This window comes from Bradyrhizobium sp. Leo114, assembly GCF_055229415.2.
This window is the reverse complement of sequence record NZ_JBUYEN020000013.1, coordinates 41,199-60,600: the sequence shown is the minus strand read 5'-3', so window position 1 is coordinate 60,600 and position 19,402 is coordinate 41,199. Positions and strand designations below refer to the sequence as shown.

The following is a 19,402-nucleotide window of genomic DNA, read 5'->3' as shown; positions in this document are numbered from 1 at the left end:
TGAAACTATCTGTAGTCTAACAACGCCAGTCAAAAGTCGGCGAGCCCGAAGACAGCCAGAACTGCATGAAATGCAGCTAATCCCTGCTCATTCTTCTCACCGCATGCATAAACATTGGGCGGGCTTGAGCCGGCCTGCTGAAAGCACCAGCCTCCGCTGTCATGCCCCGCGAAGGCGGGGCGTCCAGTATGCGGCGGCGTCTCGGCTTGAGCACGACCGCCTGTGGAATACTGGATCGCCCGCTTTCGCGGGCGATGACGGAGAAGGCCTGGCGCGCCGCCCCCTTCACGTCGTTGCGAGCGCGAGCGAAGCAATCCATTTCGCCGCTCGTGGAGATATGGATTGCTTCGTCGCTGTCGCTCCTCGCAATGACGGGTGGCAGCGTTCACGTTCCGCCGGCGAGCGTCTTCACCAGGCGATAGAGATAGTCCTCGCCTTCGTAGAATGATTTCACCAGAATCCGTTCATCCTTGCCGTGGGCGCGGATGTCGCTGATATCGGCGGCAAGGCCGGAATGGCCGTAGGTCGGGATTCCCGCGTTGCGCAGATAGCTCCCGTCGGTGGCGCCGGTGCTCATGGTCGGGATCACCGCCGCCGTCGGCCAGAATTCGTGCGACAGTTTATCGATTGCGCCCATGATCTCCTCGTGCAGGGCCGACGGCGCGCTCAACACGGGCTGGCCCATTTGAGTGACCTGGATTTGATCGTCCGCAAGCACGCGCTCCAGCGTCGCCTTGACACCGTCGACCGGCTCGCCCGGCATGATGCGGCAGTTCACCTTGGCGGTCGCAAGCTGCGGCAACGCGTTCACGGCATGTCCTCCCTCGAGCATCGTCGCGACGCAGGTGGTGCGGAGCTGGGCGTTATAGGCAGGATTGGCCGCAAGCCGGACAAACGACATCGCAGCGGGGTCGGGCTTGTCCGACAGCACGGCGCGGATGTCAGACGCCGTCTGCTCGCTCTCGAACTGTGCCGTGCGCTCGAAATACGCCCGGGTGGTCTCGTTCAGGTTGATCGGGAAACTGAACTTCGAGAGGCGAACCAGTCCCTCGGCGAGGCGATAGATCGCGTTGTCCTTGACCGGTACCGAGCTGTGGCCACCCCTGTTCTTGACTTCGAGCAGGTAGCTCAGCGAGACTTTTTCGGAAGTCTGCACGGTGTTCCGGATCGGCTTGCCGTCCTTCAGGCCGACACCGCCGCCTTCGTTAAGCGCGAATTCAGCATCGATCAGGTCGCGGTGATTCTTCAAGAGCCATTGGATGCCGAGCCCGTTGGCGTCCAGGATTTCTTCATCCGTTTCCAGCGCCAGGATGATATCGCGGTCTGGCTTGTAGCCCTCTTTCTTGTATCTGATGAGGTTGGTGACGAAGGCCGCGGCCATGTATTTGTCGTCGCCGCTGCCGCGGGCATAGAAATAGCCGTCCTGCTCGGTCAGCTTGAACGGATCGACCGACCAGTCCTCGCGATTGGCCGGGACCACGTCGATGTGAGCGAGCAGGAGGATCGGCTTGCGCGCGCCGCTGCCGCGCAGCCGTGCCACCAGATTCCCCTTGCGCTGTGCCGGCGAGAACACCTGCACGTCGCTATCCGGAAAGCCGGCGGCGCGCAACCGGGCCGCCATCGCCTCCGCAGCCTTGGCGGTGTCGCCAGTTGCGGTGACGGTGTCGATCTCGATCAGCTCCTGGTAGATGTCGCGCGCGAACTGCCGCTCCGGGCTCAGCCCTTCCGCAGCGGCTGCAGGACTTCCCAGCAGAGCCGCTGCAAGTACGGTCGACAGCAGGATTGAAAGCCTTGGTCTGACGTTTTCAACCATCTCGGGTCTCCGATTCCACTCGCCCCAGTTGTGCGACATTCAGACAGGGACGCTGAGGTTTTGCAAGATGCAAGGCCTGATGGCGGCGAGGCCTATTCGGAGTCAACTGTCAAGCATTCCACTGCTCCTTCGCTACAAATTGAAGAAGCTGCTCGATGCGGCGAGAGGCATTCGCTGTATCGCCTGACGGATCTGCAAATCATTCGTGCGAAGTACGTTCTTAGAGCGATTCAATTCCAGCGCTGTTCTTTCTGTTCGCAGCGGCTGCTAAAGGCACCGCGCTAATTTCGTCCTGGAAGTGAATCGAAGTGAAAGTCAGTGCTGTTTGCCGTCTCGTGGGAGACCATCCAAACCGAGCCGGCGTCAGCCGCGCGCATTTTTTCATCGGCACCGCCGCCTTGCTGGCTGGTTGCTCCTCTTCCGTGACGATCGCACGGGCACAATCGAGCGTGACCTTGCCGGCTGTGACAGTGGAGTCGCCAACGCAGAAGCGCAAGCCGGCGCGCCCGGCGGCCCCCTCCGCGCGTCGGACCCAGGCAGCGGCGGCGCCTCAACGTAATCGAAATGTGACGCCTGCGGAGCCTACGCCGTCCGAGCGCGCCGCGGCGGCAGCGGCGGCGCTGTACCAAGCCAAGCTCGGCTATCGCGCCATGCCCAGTTCGACCACGCTGCGCACCGGCGCTTCGCCGCTTGACACCTCGCAAGTCGTCAACGTCGTGCCCGAGCAGGTGCTGAAGGATCAACTGCCGCGCAATATCGACGACGCCCTGGTCAATGTCAGCGGCATCACCCAGACCAATACGCTCGCCGGCACCCAGGATGCCGTCATCAGGCGCGGATTCGGCGACAATCGCGACGGCTCGATCATGCGCAACGGCATGCCGCTGGTCCAGGGCCGCAGCCTCAACCCCGCCATCGAAAGCGTCGAGGTGCTGAAGGGACCTGCATCGCTGCTGTACGGCATCATGGATCCCGGCGGCATCGTCAACACGATCAGCAAGCGCCCGGACCTCTATCAGCACGGATCGATCACCGTGCTCGGCTCGACCTACGGCAACAGCAAGAACGGCGCCGATGCGACCTTCGATATCACCGGCCCGATCGGCCAGGGCGGCCTCGCCTATCGCTTCATCGGCTATGGCGTCAATGAGGACTATTGGCGCAATTTCGGGCGGCACCGCGAAACGCTGCTTGCGCCGTCACTGGCGTGGTACGGCGACACGACCACGGTCCAGCTCAATTACGAGCATCGCGATTTCATCTACCCGTTCGACCGCGGCACGGCATTCGATCCGATCACCAAGGCGCCATTGGCCATTCCCGCGACGCGCCGGCTCGATGAGCCCTTCAACAACATGTGGGGAACATCCGACCTGATGCAGGCCTCGGTCGAGCAACGGCTGAACGAGGACTGGAAGCTCTACGCGGCCTACAGCTACAACACCGAGACATTCAGCGCCAACCAGCTCCGCATCACCGGCGTCAATGCCAGAACCGGCATCGAGACGCGCAGCAATGACGGCACGCAGGGTTCGCTCAGCAATGTGAGCTACGGAACGTCCTACCTGCAGGGCGGCTTCTGGATCGGCGGCATGCGCAACGATGTGCTGTTCGGCGGCGACGGCCAGTATCGCACGATCTACCGCAAGAACCTGATCCGGCAGGCGACCCCCTCGTTCAATTTCTACGATCCCGCCTATGGGCTGGTCTTCCCGGGCACGACGGTCTCCCCCAGCGATAGCGACCAGACCGACAAGGTTGGCCAATACTCCCTGTTCTTCCAGGACACGTTGCATGTCACGGATCGGGTCGCAGTGGTCGCCGGCGTGCGCTACATGGATTTCGACCAGTTGGCGGGGCGCGGACGCCCGTTCAAAGCCAATACCGATCTGTCCGGAGACAAGGTGCTCCCGCTCGGCGGTGCCATCCTCAAGCTCACCGACGAGCTGTCCCTTTACGCAAGCTATACGCAATCGCTGAAGCCGACCTCGACCATCGCGCCGCTCACCGGCGGCGTGGTGATTGGCTCCAATATCGCGCCCGAAGAGGGCGTCTCGTGGGAAACCGGCGCCAAGTTCGACATCAACAAGCGGCTCTCGGGAACGGTGGCGTTCTACGATATCGACAAGAAGAACGTGCTGGTATCGCAGCTCAACAGCGCCACGGGAATCGTCGAATTTCGTACCGCCGGAAAGGTCCGCTCACGCGGCATCGAGATCGACGTCACCGGAAGGCTGACCGACAATTGGAGCATGATCGGGAGCTATGGCTACACCGACGCGCGGGTGATCGAAGATCCCACGCTGGCCGGCATGGCGCTGCAGAACGTCGCCCTGAACACGGCCTCGCTTTACCTGGTCTACGATTTCGGCACCGCGTTGCCGGGCCGGCTCCGGCTGGGCGGCGGAGCGCATTATGTCGGCGACCGGCCTGGCGATGCAGCGAACACGTTCGTGCTGCCGTCCTATGTGGTCGCGGACGTGTTTGCGAGCTATGAGACCAAATACGACAACCTGCCGGTGATCTACCAACTGAACGTCAAGAACCTGTTCGACACCGTTTACTATCCCTCGGCCGTGAGCAATCTGGCCGTCGCTCTCGGCGACGCGCGCCGTGTCTCGCTCTCGGCGACGGTGAAGTTCTAGCCATGAGCATGCCGCGGGTAGCCACCGGATTGCTGGTCGCGCTGGCCTCCGCCTTCGTTGCTGGCATGGCGGCAGGCCGCGCCGATGAGATCACGCTTTACTCGACCAGAGAGATAAATCTGATCGAGCCGGTGATATCAGCTTTCACGGAAACCAGCGGCATCAAGGTCAATCCTGTCTTTGTTGAAGACAGCCTGTTCAAGCGCCTGACGTTGGAAGGTGATGCGTCGCCGGCGGACGTACTGATCACGATCGGACTGGACAAGACCACCCAGCTCTCAAACCAGGGGTTGACGCAGACTTTTGCATCGCCGCTGCTCGAGCGAGCCGCGCCGCCGAACCTGCGTGGCGGGTCCTCGCAATGGATCGGCCTCTCCATCCGGCCCCGCGTCGTAATGGTGCACGGGGACAGCCCGCTCGCCGCAATCGCCTATGAAGACCTCGCCGATCCGAAATGGCGCGGCAAACTATGCATGCGCTCGCCGCTGCATCAGAACAACATCGCACTGATCGCGGCCTTCCTCGTTCATCACGGAGAAGGACCGACAGAGGCCTGGCTCAAGGGCCTGAAGAATAATTTGGTCCACAAGCCGGCTGGCAAGGACAATGACGTGATCCGAGAGATCGCACAAGGAACGTGCGAGATCGGCATCGCCAATACCGTGGCACTGGCGCAATTGCGGGACGGGCGGGAAGGCGACGACTGGCGCGGGTGGGCCCGAACCGTCAAGGCCGTCCCGACGACGTTCAAGGGCGGCGACAGCCATGTCAATCTGACGGGCGCAGCCATTGCGAAGCATGCGCCCCACATGGCCGCCGCGCTGAAATTTATCGAGTTCCTTGTGACGCCGGCGGCACAAGGAATCTATGCGGCGGCCGAACTGGAATATCCCGTGCTCGCCTCGGCGGACCGCGATCCGATCCTCGAGGAAATCGGATCGTTCAGCCCCGATGCGGTGCCGATCGATCGCATTGCTGCGCATCAGCAGGCTGCGGTTGCTCTGGTCAAGAAAGTCGGCTTCGACGAGTGAGCGCCCTGGCCGAAAACGCCGCGACCGCCGGATCGGAAGGTGAAAACAAAATTGTCATATAGCGCGCGAACACGACATTATTCTTCGCGGCAAACATTGTCGTGCGTGCTCAATCGCGCGTCGGCACACAACATAGAACTATTACAAACTGTGTAAGCCTTGCTTGGGTGGCGGGATGAATATCTTTTCGGTATCGTTACGCTAACGCTGTTGAGTGGGCGGTGATCACCAGGCCTTCGCCGATTTCGACGCTCATCCCGCCACCAGTTCCTTCCAATTTATGAGCAAGTACTCGATCAAGACCGCCCTGTTGCAGGTCCACTCCGTCATTGGCCTTGCGCTTTCGCTGGTGCTGGCCATGGTCGGGATGTCAGGCGCGATCATGAGCTTCGAGGATGAAATCCAGGCCAGCCTGAATACGGCGATCACGCGGGTCGAGGCTCGCGCGGTCCCGACGCTGACGCCGGACCAGTTGATCGCGCGACTGCAGGCCAATCCCGACTCTGGCAAAGTTGCGTCCGTGACGATGGCCAGTGACCCGTCCGCGGCGGTGCGGATCCGGTTTGCCCGCAGCGCGGATGGCTCGCGGCCCTCCTCGATCTATGTCGATCCCTATGATGGGCGTGTGCTCGGCTCGCCGCGCGGAGAGGAGTTTTTCGTCACCGTCCGCAAGCTGCATCGCTGGCTGCTGTTGCCCGGCGATGCCAAGGGCTATGGCCGGCCGATCACGGGCGTGGCTGCCATCGGCCTGATCGCGATGCTGATCTCCGGGATCGTGCTGCGATGGCCCCATCGCGCCCGCAGCGTGAAGATGTGGCTGAAGCCGAATCTGGCGTTGCGCGGTCGCGGCTTCCACAGGTCGCTCCATGCCGTCGCTGGAACCTGGGTGCTGCCGATCTACCTCGTGATGGTGCTCACCGGCCTGTGGTATTCGTTCGACTGGTACAAGAGCGGCGCCACCTGGCTGCTGTCGCGTCCTTCGACTGCTGCCGCACCGATGAAGCCCAAGCCGGCGCGAGATGTCAGCGCAGCAGAGACCAAACCGGTTGCGCTCGATCGCGTATGGTCGACATTTCTGCACGAACAGGGCGGCCGCTTCGCGACGGCGCTACTCGCGCCGCCTGATGCAGGCACGGTCGTGCGGGTGCGGTCCTGGGCGCGCGATGCGTCGCATCCGGGCGCGCGCGACGAATTCCGCATCGACGCCATCACTGGCCGGCTAATGTCATCGGAGATCTACGCGGACAAGCCCGTCGGCGAGCGGATGCTTTCGAGCGTCTTGGATATTCATCGCGGCAGCATCTTTGGCTGGCCGGGCAAGCTGCTATTCATGCTCGCCGCCGCGCTGATGCCGCTGTTCGTGGTCACCGGCTTTTTGCTGTATCTTTCGCGGCGAAGGCACCGGCGTCTCTCGCGGCCGCCGCTCGGGAGCCTGGTTCCGGGCGAGTGAATCGCCCAGCCGTGAATTACTTAGTGTCCTTCGCCGCAACCACCTCGATCTCGACCAGGAAGCCAGGATTGGCAAGCGAGGCAACGCCGACCACCGAGCGCGCCGGCAGGTTCGGCTGGCTGCCGCCGAAGAACTGGGTATAGCCTTCCATGAAGGCCTTGAAGTCCATCGGCGCGTTCGGGCTGTGCACCAGGAACACCTGCATCTTGATGACATCGCCCATGCCGAGGCCGAGCCCGTCAAGGATGCCCTTGATCCGGTTGAGCACGCCGACGGTCTGGGTCTTGGTGTCGCCATAGGCGTCCCGGCTCGAAGGATCGGCGTCCTTGTTGATCACCGGCGGCACCTGGCCACTGATATAATAGATCGTGGCGTTGCCGGTGACCTGCACCGATTGCGCGATCGGAAAATTCGAGTTGGGAATTGGATGCCGGACGATCTCGGCCTCCGCGGGCGCGGAAGCCATCGCCGAGAGCAAGGCTATTAGCGGCATCGTGCGAAATTTCATCTGATCCCCCGTTTAACAGCGCTTCAGCGGCGCGCTTCTGCGACTTCCCTGGCCGTCACCGTATCCGTATAGCTGTTGCCGAAATGCGTCCTGAGATAATTCACAACCGCGGCGACTTGACCATCGGTCATCATGTCGCCGAAGGCCGGCATGCCGCGCCGGCCGTTGACGACGAGATGGACGGCATAGCTGGAGGTCGCAAGATTCCGGTTGGCGATCAGCGAGGGATAGGCCCCGGCGCCGGCGGCGCCAGAGGCATCGCGCATGTGGCAGCCCTGGCAGACATTGGCGAACAGTTCCTCGCCGGTCATTTCGACGAAGCGGTAGCCCGAGCTGAAGGTCGGGCGCGTGGCGGGGTTGTCCTGCGCGAAGTCCGCGGCCGCAGGGAGGAACGCGAGCAGTACGGCGCCTGCCCCTGGCGCAACGAAATGGGCTTTCGTCGGCCTCATGTTTTCACCACCCGCTCGTGCAATCGCGCAATGGCGTCGAGCGAAGACAGGATCGCCCCCTCCTGCCAGGCCGGTAAATCGGATGCATGCTCGCCGGCCAGCACGATCCGACCGTCGATCTGGCACAGGTCCTTGTAGTGCTTCACCCTGCCCTCGTCGGTCCATTCGCCGCTGCAGCCGAGAGTGAAGGGCACGCGGTGCCAGGCGACCGCAACGCCGTTCTCGAACTCCTGTTTGTATTGCGGATGGATCATGGAACCGAACTCGACGGCGCTTGCGATCCGTTCTGCCGGCGTCATCGCGGTGAACTCATAGGCATTCGCACCCTCGAACAGATAGGCGCCGAGCAGCACGCCGCGTCCGGCGCGATTGAAGCCTTCATTGGGATAGGCGATCTGCCGGATCGGCAGGTCGGTATAGGTGATGCCGCCATAGATCGCCTCGTCTTCCTCCCAGAAGCGGCGCTTGAACTGCAGGCCGATCTTGACCGCGCCGGCATAGGAAACGGCGTCGATCGCGGCCTCCATGCGGCTGCCGACGTCGATCGGGATCTGGCTCAGGATCGACAACGGGATCGTGCAGATGCACCAGTCCGCTTTTGCGTGCAGCACCGTCGACGGATTTGTCGTGTCGACATAGCTCACCGTGACGCCGCGGTCGTTCTGCTGGATCTGCGTCACCTTGGCGTTATAGCGGATGAGGTCGCCGACCTCTTTTGCAAAGGCCTTGCCGATCATGTCCATGCCGCCGACCGGCTGGAACATCGTGGTCTGGAAATTGTAGCGCGCAAAACTCTGCAAGTAGCGCCAGACGCGTGATCGCAAGAGATCCGACAAGGTGACGGGATCGCTCGGCAGCGGCGCGGAACTCAAGCCCCCGCCGGGCTCGCGCGCATAGCCGCGAAACTCGGCCGAGAGGAGATTGGCATTGTACCTGTAGTCGGAATCGAGTGCGCCCCAGGAGCGCAGCGCCTGCAGCAGGATCTCCTGATCTTCCTTGGACACCGCTTCGTCGAGCTTGCCCTGCTGGGTCACTTTCGCGAGCAGTTCGGAAACCTGGCCCTGGAAATCCGCCTTGATCGCGCGGATTTTTTGCGGCTCGCCGCCAAACGCTCGCGAGGCGTGGAGATAAGCATTGTGGTTCAACTGAATGAAGGGTTCGAGCGCAACCCCGAGCCGCCTGCAATAATCGAGCAATGCACGGTGGTGGTAGGGAATCCGCCACGGGCCCGGATTGACATAGAGACCGTGATCGAATTCGCAGGTCTGCTTGTAGCCGCCGAGTTCGACGAACGTGTCGCCGCCGCGCAACGTCCAGTTGCGGCCGCCCGCCCTGTTGTTGAATTCGAGGATCTGGACCTTGTAGCCCGCCTTGCGCAACTCCAGCGCCGCGCTCATGCCGGCAAGTCCCGCGCCGAGGATCAGGACGGATGCGCCCTTCGGGTCGCCTTCGAGCCTCATCGGCCCCTTGTAAGTCGACTCGGAGGCAAAGCCCAGGCTGGTCATCGCGTGATACATCGCCGCGCTGCCGGCCATCGCGCCGATCAACGAGAAAAGATCACGCCGCCTGATGACTGCCGCTTCGCTTTGCATTGACGTCCCAGCCGGGCCAGATCGAGAGTAGCAAAGAAACGGTTTGGCTCCTGACCTGTCAAGGAAGCGGCTCGGTTGAACGCGCGCCAACACGCGCTTTTGATGCGAGTTGGCGCGGTGATGCGAGATCGGGCGGGGAGCTCCGCTGTACCTCGCCCCGCGTGCGGGGAGAGGTCGAAATTCAAGCGAAGCTTGAATTTCGGGTGAGGGGGAGCTTCCGCGAGTCCGTCTGTCACTACATTTGCGGAGAGAGCCCCTCACCCCAACCCTCTCCCCGTAAGAACGGGGAGAGGGAGAAGAACCTCAATCGGTTCGACCTAAGCCATCACACCGCGATCACCTTTTCGATGTGAACGCAGCGGCAATCCATCTCGTAGTCGAGACCGACCACCGGCGGGCGGTTGAAATGCCAGGTCAGGCCGTTCCTGAACACGCCACGGCGGCCGAGCTCGCTTTCCAGGATCGAATAGACGTCCTCCACGGTGTAAAGCTGCACGCCGGTGGTCTGTTTCCAGGTGCCGCCGAACGCGCTCATGCGGCGTTCCATCTCATCCAGCACCCATTTTGCCTTGGCAAGCATGCCCGCCGGGCTGACGTCGCCGGGGCTGATGATGTGATCGCGATAGTTCGCCTTGCCTTCAGCCGACTCGCCGCTGCCGGCGACCACGAAGGACGACGCGGCCTGCGGCAACGGCACCGTGTAGGAAAAGGCGTGGAAGCAGGGCTCGGACGGCGGATCGATCTTCGGGCAGACATTGCTGCGCGCCACCGGATTGATGCCGTCCTTCATGACGCCCCATTCGATCAGGGTCTTGATGTAGATCTCGTTGAAGGCGCGAAAGCCCCCTTCGGTGAACGGTGCGGGCGAGCGCAATTCGCAGGCGCCGAACGCCGTGAGAGGACGGCCGGCATTCTTGAGGATTTCGGCGATCCGCACAAAGCCCGCCTTCAGCGGCACCGGATCGGCAAAACGGACGCGCTCGATGGTGAAACCGGGTAGCGCGCCGATGCCGCAGGAATACTGGCTGACGCCTGGCATGAAGCGATAACCGCCGTCTTGAACCTCGATGGTCGTAATCATGACACCTCTTTGCAACGTAAAGGGGCTAGAAAAGCCCGGGTTCGGTCATTCGTGGAGAACGCCGAGATAGGCATCGCGAACGATCGGATCGGCAAGCAGGTCGCTTCCCGAACCGCTTCGCACGATACGGCCCATGTCCATGACAAAGGCGCGGTGGCAGAGATCGAGCGCGATGGTGACGTCCTGCTCCACCAGCAGGATCGACGTGCCGCCAGCGTTGAGCTCGCGCAGCGCCGCCACGAGTTGCTCGGCCAGCAAGGGCGAAAGCCCGAGCGAAAGCTCGTCGATCATCAACAGCAGCGGCGCGCTCATCAGGCCGCGGCCGATCGCGCACATCTGCTGCTCGCCGCCGGACAAGGTCGCCGCCGCCTGCCGCCGCCGCTCGCGCAGCTTCGGGAACGTGGCATAGACCTGATCGAGGTCGCGATTGATCTCGGCGCGGCCGGCGTCGCGCAAATAGGCGCCCATCAGCAGGTTCTCCTCGACACTCATCGCGCCGAACAGCCGCCTCCCCTCCGGCACATGCACGATGCCGTGAGCAAGGATCCCGGCGGCGGTGTCGCCGGTGAGATCGCGGCCTTCCGAGAAATAACTGCCCGCCGTCGTCGGGATCAGGCCCGACAATGCCCGCATCAGCGTGGTCTTGCCGGCGCCGTTGGAGCCGATCAATGCGGTGATCTCGCCGCGGCGAACGTCGAGATCGATGCCCCACAGCACCTGGATCTCGCCATAGCCGGCGCACAGCCCTTTCAGTTCGAGGATCAGGGAGCTAGCCACGGGCGGCATTCCGTTTGGCATATTGCTGGCCGAGATAGGCCTCGACGACAGCGGGATTCTCGATTACCTCGCGCGGCGCGCCATCGGCGATCAGCGCACCGTTGTGCAGCACCGCGATGCGCGTGCAGACATTGAGCACCACCTTCATCAGGTGCTCGATCATCACGATGGTGATGCCGCTGGCGGCAAGCTCATGGATCAGCTTGGTCGCGCGCTCGACCTCGGCGCTGTTGAGACCGGCATTGACCTCGTCGAGGAACAGCAGTTTCGGATTCATCGCGAGCGCTTTCGCAAGCTCCAGCCGCTTGCGCATGGCGAGCGTCAGCGTCGCAGCAGGGTGATTGGCCTGCAACTCGAGGCCGACATAGACCAGATGGGCCATTGCCTGCTCGCGCGCCACCTTCAGGCTTTGACCCGGCTGCGAGAACAGCGCGGCGGCGGCGACATTATCGAGCGCGGTGAATTCGGCAAATGGCTGCACGATCTGGAAGGTGCGCGACAGGCCGAGCCGCGCCGCCTGATAGGTCTTGATGCGCGTAATGTCATTGCCGTCGAAAGCGATCTTCCCCGAATTGGCCGGCGTGACGCCGCAGATGGTGTTGACCAGCGTGGTCTTGCCGGCGCCGTTTGGTCCGATCAGGCCGAGCACCTCGCCTTTGTTGACGGTGAGCGTGACGTCGCGCAGCGCCTGCAGGCCGCTGAAATGCCTTGATACGTTTTCGAGGCGAAGGATCTCAGACATGCTTGACCCGTCGCCAAAGGTTGGATGGCCGCAATGAGATCAGGCCATGCGGCAGGAACAGCAGCAAGAGGACGATGATCAGCCCGAGCACGCCGGTGTGGATTTGGATGTAGTTGCGCCAGACCACCTCCTCTAATCCGAGATAGAGGAATGCGCCGCAGGCAACGCCGAGCGGCGAGCCGAGGCCGCCCATCAGCGCCATTACAATCGGCTTCACGGAATAGAGGATGTCGAAGACATCGGACGGATCGATATAGTGCACCCAGGCGGCATAGACTCCGCCGGCCGCGCTGACGAAGCAGGCCGACAGGCCGAAGGCGATACTCTTGTAGAGCGTGGTGTTGAGGCCGACCATGCTGGAAGCGGTCTCGTTCTGGCGGATGCAGGCGAGCCCGAAGCCGAGCTTCGAGCCAGCGACGGCCATCACCATCAGCGCGGTGAGCAGCAGCAGGATCCACATAGCGTAAAAGAAGAACATCGCCTCCGCGAGCACGCCGGAGCCAGACACCAGGGGGATGTTGAGGCCCATGCCGCCGCCGGTGAGATCGGTGGCATTATTGACGAGCTCGCGCAGCACCTCGACCAGCGAGAGGCTTGCGATCGCAAAGTAATGTCCGCGCAGGCGCAGCAGAGCCGCGCCAAGTGCCGCCGTGATCAACAAGGCGGCGACCGCGGAGATGACGACGCCAAGCCAGAGCGGCAATCCTTTGCCCAGCAGCACGCCCGTGGTGTAGGCGCCGAAGCCGAAGAAGGCGGCGGTCGCAAAGGAGGGATAGCCGGCAAAGCCGCCGACCACGTTCCAGGACAGCGCGAGGATCGCATACATGCAGGCGATGGTGCCGAGCCGCAGCGCATAGGCGCCGCCAAACAGCGGCAGCGATGCGACGACCGCGAGCAGGACAAGCAGAGCGATATTCGACTTCGTCATTCAAAACCCTTCCGGCCAAGGAGCCCCTGCGGGCGCAGGATCAGGAAGACGATGAGCAGGATGAAGGACAGCGTAGTCGCGTGAGCTGGGCCGAAGAACGTCGAGCCGATCCCTTCGACCAGCGCCAGCAGCAGCCCGCCCGCGAGCGCGCCCGAGACGCTGCCGAGGCCGCCGAGCACGCAGACCACGAAGGCTTTTCCGAGATAGCCCGACGAGGTCAACGGCGAGATCGGAAAGATCAGCGCCATCAGCACGCCGGCGCAGCCGGCGAGTGCTGCGCCGAGGCCGAACGCAACCGCGTAGATCGACTTGACGTCGACGCCCATCAACACCGCCGCGTCGCGGTCGAGCCGCACCGCGACAATGGCGCGCCCGACGCGCGAGCGTCGCAGCAGGAGATAGAGCAATCCGGTCAGCGCCAGCGCGGAGACCGTCGCGATCAGACGATCGACCGGAACCACCACATCGAAGATCGACACCGAGCCGAGCGACGGCGTCAGCGTCAGCTTGCGGTAATCAGCCTTGAAGAAATAGATCATCGCGTTGTTCAGGATCAGGTCGAGCCCGAACGTCATCGTCAGCGTCACCAGCACGGGGGCGGTGATCACGCGGTTGAGCAACAGCCGCTGCAGGAGGTAGCCGAGCACGAAGAACAGCGGCGCAGCGACCGCGACCGAGTACCAGGGCGAGATGTGCAGCGCGTTGTAGAGCCCGTAGGCGAGATAAGCGCCGAGCACGATGAAGGAGCCGTGGATCAGGTTGATGACGTTGAGCACGCCCCAGACCAGCGAGAAGCCGATCGCGATGCAGGCATAAAGGCAGCCGAGAACGACGGCGTTCACCAGGATCTGGGCTGCGTGCATGAGGGATGCCTAATCGAGCTAAATGACGGTGGTCATCAATTGACGCCGACCTTGAAGTCGCCCTGCTTGATGGCTTCCGGGAACAGCACCACGGGCTTGGCGCCCTGGATCTGGAAGACCGGCGGGTCGAGCGAGTTGATCTGGCCGTTGGCACCAAACCTGACGGGGCCGAAGAAAGTCACCACGTCGAGCTTGGCGAGTTCGTCGCGTACCTTGTCGCGATCGAGCGAGCCGGCCTTTTCGATCGCCATCTGGAACAGCGCGCCGCACAACGCCGCCGACGCCTGGCCATAGTCCGGCTCGCTCTTGTACTTGGTCTTGAACAGCTTCACGAAATTCTCGGTTGAGCCGAAGATGTCCTTGCCCTCATATCGCGCGGCCGGATGCCACCAGGAGGCGCTGGTGATGTTCTCGGCGGTCTTGCCACCGGACTCGATGAATTCCTGGTAGGCGGGACCGGCGATCATGGTGACGACCGGCGCCTTCATCTCCTGGTCGACCATCTGTTTGCGCACCAGGAGCAGGTCGTTGATGTAACCGGTGACGAAGATCCATTGCGGCGCCAGCGACTTGATCTGCGACAGCGCCGCCGAGTGATCGAGCGTGCCGATCGCATATTTCTCGAAATAGACGAGGTCGAAGCCGTTCGCCTTGGCCGATTTCTCCATTTCCTGCGCGATCGCGAGCGGGAACAGGTCGTTGCGTGCGAGGATGGCGACCTTCTTCACCTCGGGCACCTTGGCCTTGATGATCTGGGTCAGCGGTGTCGTCAGCGTGTCGTTCGGCGTGAAGGTGCCGAACAGATATTTGTAGCCCTGGTCGTAGACCTGGACCGAGGATGCAGTCGCCGCCAGCGTCGGCACCTTGTACTTCTCGGATACGGTGCTGGCCGCCTTGGCCGCGCCGGAGCCGAAGGCGCCGAACATGAAGTTCACATTGCCCTGGGTGATCATCTGCTCGGTCGCCTGCACCGCGCGCGGCGTGTTCGACTGATAGTCGGCGTAGACGATCTCCACCTTGTATTTCTTGCCGCCGACGGAAATGCCGCCGGCTTTGTTCGCTTCCTCGGCCCAGAGATCATAGCCCTGCTGCTGCTTGATCGCCTCCGGCGCGAGCGGGCCGGTGATCGGCAGCGGGGCCCCGAAACGGATGACGTCCTCGGCCGACGCGTTAGAAGCCAGCGCGCCGGAGAGAACCGCTGCCGCCCATATTGGGGCTGCAAGACGCGCGCAACGAGTGACCCAAGACTTATTCATAGAATATTTCTCCATGGCGGCCAGACCGAATGGAAAAATCATGGCAAATCCCGCATTCGAATAAAAGCATTGAAATTAGAGGTCTGAGGTCGAATAATTCGATCCCTGGTCAGCGCCTGCCATCTTGTTGGGCAGACCGACAGGAGGACGAACGCCGCATGATCGAGTCAGCCGCCATCCGATATTTCCGAGAGGTCACTCAATGCGGCTCGATCAAGCAAGCGGCTGCTACGCTGCGGATCGCGCCGAGCGCGATCAGCCGGCAGATGCAGGCGATCGAGGAGGAGCTATCGGCAAAGCTGTTCGAGCGCGGCCCGCGCGGGATGCAGCTCACCGGCGCCGGCCATTTGCTGTACCGCTACGCGGTCGAGAACCGCAATCAGCTCGACGGCATTCGCGTCAAGGTGCAGGAATTCGACAGCTCGCGGCGTGGACAGGTCAGGATCGCCACCGTCGAGGGCATGCTGATGAGCTTCCTGTCGAATTTCGCCGTTGACCTTGCCGGCGACTATCCGGGCATCTCGATCTCGATGACAATGGTGGGCTCGCGCGACGTGGCCGAGAAGGTTGGCCATAACGATGCTGACCTCGGCTTCGTGTTCGGCCGCGCGCCGCGCAGCGACCTGATCGAGCTCGGGCGAATGCGGCAGTCGCTGTGCCTGATCGTCTCGCCACGCCATCCGTTGGCGAACAAGGCGAGCTGCACGGTGAAGGAACTCGCAGGGCTACGCGTCGTGGTTCCCGATCCGTCCTTCGGCATTCGTCAGGAGGTCGATCGCGCCTGCGCGCAGGCCAAGGTCAGGCTCGAGGTGTGCACCGAGACCAACTCGCTCGCCTTCGCACAAAGGCTTGCCGCGCGCACCGATCTCGCCACCTTCTTGCCGCGTGTGGCCGCGGTGCAGGCGCTGGAGGCGGGCCTGCTCGTTGCCGTGCCGCTACGCGACAAGCGGCTGGAGGCGACGCAGGTCACCATGGTCCGGCTGGCGAGCCGAAACCTGTCGCCGTCCTGCCGGCTGGTGGCCGACCTCCTGATCGGCCGAATGCGTGAAGAGCAGGACTGAATTGTCCGAGCTCAGCTCGCTTTGCGCAGTTTGAAGCGCTGGATCTTGCCGGTCTGCGTTTTCGGCAGCGCATCGACGAAGCTGATGGCGCGGGGATATTTGTACGGCGCGATCCTGGCCTTGACGTGATCCTGCAGGAGCTTGACCTGCAACTCATCGCAGCGGCAGCCCTGCTTCAGCACGACATAGGCCGAGACGATCTGCCCGCGCTCTTCATCGACCTGCCCGACCACCGCACATTCCGCGACATCTGGATGTGTCAGCAGCGCGGCCTCGACCTCGGGACCTGCGATGTTGTAGCCGGAAGAAATGATCATGTCGTCGGCGCGGGCGACGAAGGAGAGCCTGCCATTCTCGTCGCGCACGAACGCGTCGCCGGTCAGGTTCCAGCCATCGCGCACATATTTGGTTTGGCGCGCGTCCGCGAGATAGCGACACCCGGTCGGGCCGCGCACCGCGAGTTTACCGACCTTGCCGGGCGGCAACTCGTTCATGTCGTCGTCGACGATTTTTGCCTCATAGCCGGAAACCGGATGTCCGGTCGTGCCCGCCACGGCATCGCCGATCCGGTTGGTGATGAAGATGTGCAGGATCTCCGTGCTGCCGATGCCGTCGAGAATCGGCTTACCGGTCTTCCTGGTCCAGCTTTCGAACACCGGCGCCGGCAACGTCTCGCCGGCGGAAACAGCGATGCGCAGCGATGACAGATCGGCGCCGTTGTCCATCGCGGCCATCATCGCACGGTAGGCGGTCGGCGCGGTGAAGCAGATCGTGGCCTTGTAGGTCTCGATGATCTCGACCATCTGGTTCGGCGCGGCGTTTTCCAGCAGCGTCGCGGTGGCGCCGAACCGCAAAGGAAAGATCGCAAGCCCGCCGAGGCCAAACGTGAAGGCCAGCGGCGGCGAGCCGACAAAGACGTCGTTCTCGGTGACCCCAAGCACTTCCTTCGCATAGCCGTCCGCGACGATCAGGAGATCGCGGTGGAAATGCATCGTCGCCTTCGGCTCGCCGGTCGTGCCCGATGTGAATCCTAATAGCGCCACGTCATCGCGGCCGGTCTTGACCGCGTCGAACCGCACCGGCTTGCTCAATGCGACGCGGTCGAGCTCGGCGTCGTGATTCTGCGTGCCGTCGAAATTGACGACCTGCTTGAGGAATTTGCTGGTCTTGGCACAGGCGACAAGTTCGTCGGCGATACGGCTATCAGTTAGCGCCAGCGAGATTTCGGCCTTATCGACGATCTTCGCCAGTTCGCCGGCGCGGAGCATCGGCATGGTGTTGACGACCACGGCGCCGGCCTTGGTCGCGGCGAGCCAGGCGGCGACGAAGGCCGGATTGTTGCCGGAGCGGATCAGCACGCGGTTGCCGGGCTTGACCCCGTAGTTCTCGACCAGCGCATGCGCAAGGCGGTTGGACCAGTCGGTCAATTCCTTGTAGGTGCGCTGGCGGCCGTTGCCGATCAGCGCAGTGTGGTCGCCAAAGCCTTTCTCGACCATGCGGTCGGTCAGTTCGACCGCGGCATTGAGATATTCTGGATATTGAAATTCAGGCCGGTCGAGCAGCAGGTCCGGCCATTGATGGAATGGCGGAAGATTGTCGCGCGTGAACGTGTCGACATGGGCGGAAGGGCCCAGCTTCGGTGCAAGAACTGCCATATCCATCGCCCCTCGCTTTCCAGCAAGAATGCTCACGATCACACATCGAGGACGCCCGGCAGCGTATCCGGCAACAATTTTATACTTAAAACAATTTCACGCAAGAGCCGATTTTGCGCTTCGCCGGAATGTTCAGGCCTTCGCCAATTCGCGCAGCCGCGCGACCATCGCCGAGTCCTGGTCGGCGAGCGGCGCGATCGCGGTGAAATGATTGGCAGCGGCGACGACGCCGAAGCGGGTGGCAACGCCGGCCGCGCCCCATTGTTCGACGATGGTGCGGCTTTGCCGATGATATTCGGCGCTTTCGGTTTCGCCGACCACCGCATCCAGCGCTGTTCCGGCCGGCGGCCGCCAGAACAGCGGACTTGCAGTCTCGGCCGCCGCGGCATCCAGACGCAATGCCTTGTTGATCGAGGTTTCGACCAGCGGCGCGAGCTCGAACAGGCCCGAGATCGAATAGGCGGATATGACCGGCCGCTTCGGCAGCGACGCATCGAGCGCCGGCCAATCGGTCGCGAGCATGCAGGCGGCGAGATGCCCGCCCGCGGAATGGCCGCTCACCACCAGCGGTCGGCCAAGCCGAGCCAATACGCGCGAGGCATCTCGCATCTGGCCGATGATGTCGGCAATGGTGACAGTGGGACAGAGATCGTAGCTTGGCACGGCAACCGTGACTCCGTGGGCATTGAGCCCGCGCGCGCAATGGCTGAAGAAGGAGCCGTCGAGCGCCTGCCAATAGCCGCCGTGGATGAAGACGACGATCGGCCCCTCGCCGCTTTCAAACAAATCAATGGTGTGGCGATTGCCCGGGCCGTAGGCGATGCGGCGCGGCGCATGCTGCGCGCGATAGGCGGCCGCGTCCCTGGCCCAGCCTTCGATCAGCGCGGGATGTTCCGGTACCCGCGCGCGGTTGTTGTATTCGACCTCGTAGTCGACCCCAGCCACGCCGCTCATGGCGTCCGCGCTTTGGCCGATCGCTGCGCCGACGCCTTTGTCTTGGCGAGCAGCCGCATCAATTCGCTGATATCCTTGCGCGAGAGGTCGGCGAAGACATCGGCGATCCAGGTCTCGTGCTCGGCGGCCATCTTGCGGAACTCGGCGCGGCCGAGCTTTGTCAGCCGGATGAACTGCACGCGCCGATCGGTCTCCGAGGTGCGGCGGTCGAGATGACCGGATTCCACCAGCCGTTCGACCAGACCGGTCACATTGCCGTTCGACACCATCATCCGCTTGGAGAGGTCGGACAGCGTCATGCCATCAGGCACCTTGTCGAGCTGGGCCATCAGGTCGAAGCGCGGCAACGTAACGTCGAAGCGCTCGCGAAGACGGCTGCGCACCTCGCCCTCGATCAGTGTGGTGCAGGTCAGGAGCCGAAGCCAGAGCCGAAGCTCGGTGCCGTGATCCTCCGGCAGTTCGACCGCTTTTGTCTCGGAATCAAGCATCATGGGTAGTCACGCCTTTCGCGGCGCCAATCGCAGCCGATCGTTTTGACCTTCAAGCAATTCGCGGCATATCGCAAGCTGAATGAGCGATGCTCCATGATATCGCGGG

The 19,402-nt window shown here is 62.8% G+C and carries 17 protein-coding genes; 4 read left to right on the top strand and 13 right to left on the bottom strand.

All coding sequences use genetic code 11. The annotated features are described in order from the left end of the window. Positions 1-385 precede the first annotated feature (385 nt). Positions 386-1,813, bottom strand: coding sequence for a M20/M25/M40 family metallo-hydrolase (locus ACZIRK_RS17690; protein WP_130226196.1), 1,428 nt, complete (start codon positions 1,811-1,813; stop codon positions 386-388). A 335-nt stretch (positions 1,814-2,148) separates the two neighbouring features. On the opposite strand from ACZIRK_RS17690, the gene ACZIRK_RS17685 reads away from it, so the two are divergent. The 3 genes from ACZIRK_RS17685 to ACZIRK_RS17675 all read left to right on the top strand — a co-directional run bounded on the left by ACZIRK_RS17685 (position 2,149) and on the right by ACZIRK_RS17675 (position 6,939). Next, a complete protein-coding gene (locus ACZIRK_RS17685; RefSeq protein WP_463327875.1) occupies positions 2,149-4,458 on the top strand; it encodes a TonB-dependent siderophore receptor in 2,310 nt (769 codons plus the stop codon). A 2-nt stretch (positions 4,459-4,460) separates the two neighbouring features. After that, the gene (locus tag ACZIRK_RS17680) at positions 4,461-5,489 is read left to right on the top strand and encodes an extracellular solute-binding protein (protein ID WP_463327827.1); all 1,029 of its coding nucleotides are present in this window, start codon (positions 4,461-4,463) and stop codon (positions 5,487-5,489) included. Between the two features lie 280 nt (positions 5,490-5,769). Beyond that, positions 5,770-6,939, top strand: coding sequence for a PepSY-associated TM helix domain-containing protein (locus ACZIRK_RS17675; protein ID WP_463327826.1), 1,170 nt, complete (start codon positions 5,770-5,772; stop codon positions 6,937-6,939). A gap of 16 nt (positions 6,940-6,955) precedes the next feature. Here ACZIRK_RS17675 and ACZIRK_RS17670 read toward each other — a convergent pair whose 3' ends face one another. The 9 genes from ACZIRK_RS17670 to ACZIRK_RS17630 form a co-directional block, all read right to left on the bottom strand. Next, the gene (locus tag ACZIRK_RS17670; RefSeq protein ID WP_463327825.1) at positions 6,956-7,447 is read right to left on the bottom strand and encodes a RidA family protein; all 492 of its coding nucleotides are present in this window, start codon (positions 7,445-7,447) and stop codon (positions 6,956-6,958) included. 23 nt (positions 7,448-7,470) lie between these two features. Further along, positions 7,471-7,896 (bottom strand): c-type cytochrome, encoded by a 426-nt coding sequence (locus ACZIRK_RS17665; RefSeq protein ID WP_463327824.1) that lies wholly within the window; start codon positions 7,894-7,896, stop codon positions 7,471-7,473. Then, positions 7,893-9,488 carry a flavin monoamine oxidase family protein gene (locus ACZIRK_RS17660; protein WP_463327823.1) on the bottom strand — a complete coding sequence of 532 codons (1,596 nt, stop codon included), beginning with the start codon at positions 9,486-9,488 and terminating at the stop codon, positions 7,893-7,895. The genes ACZIRK_RS17665 and ACZIRK_RS17660 overlap by 4 nt, the downstream gene beginning before the upstream one ends. 325 nt (positions 9,489-9,813) lie before the next feature. Next, entirely contained in the window at positions 9,814-10,569 is a 756-nt protein-coding gene (gene cnbZ, locus ACZIRK_RS17655; RefSeq protein WP_463327822.1) for a 2-amino-5-chloromuconate deaminase CnbZ, read from the bottom strand. 45 nt (positions 10,570-10,614) lie between these two features. Next, positions 10,615-11,355, bottom strand: coding sequence for an ABC transporter ATP-binding protein (locus tag ACZIRK_RS17650; protein ID WP_463327821.1), 741 nt, complete (start codon positions 11,353-11,355; stop codon positions 10,615-10,617). Continuing rightward, positions 11,339-12,088: an ABC transporter ATP-binding protein gene (locus ACZIRK_RS17645; protein WP_463327820.1), complete on the bottom strand. Its 750-nt coding sequence runs from the start codon at positions 12,086-12,088 to the stop codon at positions 11,339-11,341. Before ACZIRK_RS17645 ends, ACZIRK_RS17650 begins: the two co-directional genes overlap by 17 nt. After that, positions 12,081-13,016 carry a branched-chain amino acid ABC transporter permease gene (locus ACZIRK_RS17640; protein ID WP_028165279.1) on the bottom strand — a complete coding sequence of 312 codons (936 nt, stop codon included), beginning with the start codon at positions 13,014-13,016 and terminating at the stop codon, positions 12,081-12,083. Before ACZIRK_RS17640 ends, ACZIRK_RS17645 begins: the two co-directional genes overlap by 8 nt. Then, on the bottom strand, positions 13,013-13,879 hold the full coding sequence (locus tag ACZIRK_RS17635) for a branched-chain amino acid ABC transporter permease (RefSeq protein ID WP_463327819.1): 867 nt from the start codon (positions 13,877-13,879) through the stop codon (positions 13,013-13,015). Before ACZIRK_RS17635 ends, ACZIRK_RS17640 begins: the two co-directional genes overlap by 4 nt. 35 nt (positions 13,880-13,914) lie before the next feature. Further along, on the bottom strand, positions 13,915-15,135 hold the full coding sequence (locus ACZIRK_RS17630) for an amino acid ABC transporter substrate-binding protein (RefSeq protein ID WP_463327818.1): 1,221 nt from the start codon (positions 15,133-15,135) through the stop codon (positions 13,915-13,917). Between the two features lie 158 nt (positions 15,136-15,293). Here ACZIRK_RS17630 and ACZIRK_RS17625 point away from each other — a divergent pair, with 158 nt between their 5' ends. Continuing rightward, positions 15,294-16,196, top strand: coding sequence for a LysR family transcriptional regulator (locus ACZIRK_RS17625; RefSeq protein ID WP_130229945.1), 903 nt, complete (start codon positions 15,294-15,296; stop codon positions 16,194-16,196). Between the two features lie 11 nt (positions 16,197-16,207). On the opposite strand, the gene ACZIRK_RS17620 is transcribed toward ACZIRK_RS17625, so the two are convergent. From ACZIRK_RS17620 to ACZIRK_RS17610, 3 genes are all read right to left on the bottom strand, one after another. Then, positions 16,208-17,851, bottom strand: a complete 1,644-nt coding sequence (locus tag ACZIRK_RS17620) for a benzoate-CoA ligase family protein (protein WP_130229947.1) — start codon at positions 17,849-17,851, stop codon at positions 16,208-16,210. 132 nt (positions 17,852-17,983) lie between these two features. Then, a complete protein-coding gene (locus ACZIRK_RS17615; protein ID WP_463327817.1) occupies positions 17,984-18,805 on the bottom strand; it encodes an alpha/beta hydrolase in 822 nt (273 codons plus the stop codon). Continuing rightward, on the bottom strand, positions 18,802-19,296 hold the full coding sequence (locus ACZIRK_RS17610; RefSeq protein ID WP_028165273.1) for a MarR family winged helix-turn-helix transcriptional regulator: 495 nt from the start codon (positions 19,294-19,296) through the stop codon (positions 18,802-18,804). The genes ACZIRK_RS17615 and ACZIRK_RS17610 overlap by 4 nt, the downstream gene beginning before the upstream one ends. Between the last annotated feature and the right edge of the window lie 106 nt (positions 19,297-19,402).

Bases quoted from the DNA above. Each gene is read 5' to 3' on its own strand.
- cnbZ (WP_463327822.1), bottom strand. From the start codon at position 10,569: ATGATTACGACCATCGAGGTTCAAGACGGCGGTTATCGCTTCATGCCA.
- ACZIRK_RS17615 (WP_463327817.1), bottom strand. From the start codon at position 18,805: ATGAGCGGCGTGGCTGGGGTCGACTACGAGGTCGAATACAACAACCGC.
- ACZIRK_RS17675 (WP_463327826.1), top strand. From the start codon at position 5,770: ATGAGCAAGTACTCGATCAAGACCGCCCTGTTGCAGGTCCACTCCGTC.
- ACZIRK_RS17670 (WP_463327825.1), bottom strand. From the start codon at position 7,447: ATGAAATTTCGCACGATGCCGCTAATAGCCTTGCTCTCGGCGATGGCT.
- ACZIRK_RS17630 (WP_463327818.1), bottom strand. From the start codon at position 15,135: ATGAATAAGTCTTGGGTCACTCGTTGCGCGCGTCTTGCAGCCCCAATA.
- ACZIRK_RS17665 (WP_463327824.1), bottom strand. From the start codon at position 7,896: ATGAGGCCGACGAAAGCCCATTTCGTTGCGCCAGGGGCAGGCGCCGTA.
- ACZIRK_RS17690 (WP_130226196.1), bottom strand. From the start codon at position 1,813: ATGGTTGAAAACGTCAGACCAAGGCTTTCAATCCTGCTGTCGACCGTA.
- ACZIRK_RS17645 (WP_463327820.1), bottom strand. From the start codon at position 12,088: ATGTCTGAGATCCTTCGCCTCGAAAACGTATCAAGGCATTTCAGCGGC.
- ACZIRK_RS17680 (WP_463327827.1), top strand. From the start codon at position 4,461: ATGAGCATGCCGCGGGTAGCCACCGGATTGCTGGTCGCGCTGGCCTCC.
- ACZIRK_RS17610 (WP_028165273.1), bottom strand. From the start codon at position 19,296: ATGATGCTTGATTCCGAGACAAAAGCGGTCGAACTGCCGGAGGATCAC.
- ACZIRK_RS17625 (WP_130229945.1), top strand. From the start codon at position 15,294: ATGATCGAGTCAGCCGCCATCCGATATTTCCGAGAGGTCACTCAATGC.
- ACZIRK_RS17650 (WP_463327821.1), bottom strand. From the start codon at position 11,355: ATGCCGCCCGTGGCTAGCTCCCTGATCCTCGAACTGAAAGGGCTGTGC.
- ACZIRK_RS17640 (WP_028165279.1), bottom strand. From the start codon at position 13,016: ATGACGAAGTCGAATATCGCTCTGCTTGTCCTGCTCGCGGTCGTCGCA.
- ACZIRK_RS17635 (WP_463327819.1), bottom strand. From the start codon at position 13,879: ATGCACGCAGCCCAGATCCTGGTGAACGCCGTCGTTCTCGGCTGCCTT.
- ACZIRK_RS17620 (WP_130229947.1), bottom strand. From the start codon at position 17,851: ATGGCAGTTCTTGCACCGAAGCTGGGCCCTTCCGCCCATGTCGACACG.
- ACZIRK_RS17660 (WP_463327823.1), bottom strand. From the start codon at position 9,488: ATGCAAAGCGAAGCGGCAGTCATCAGGCGGCGTGATCTTTTCTCGTTG.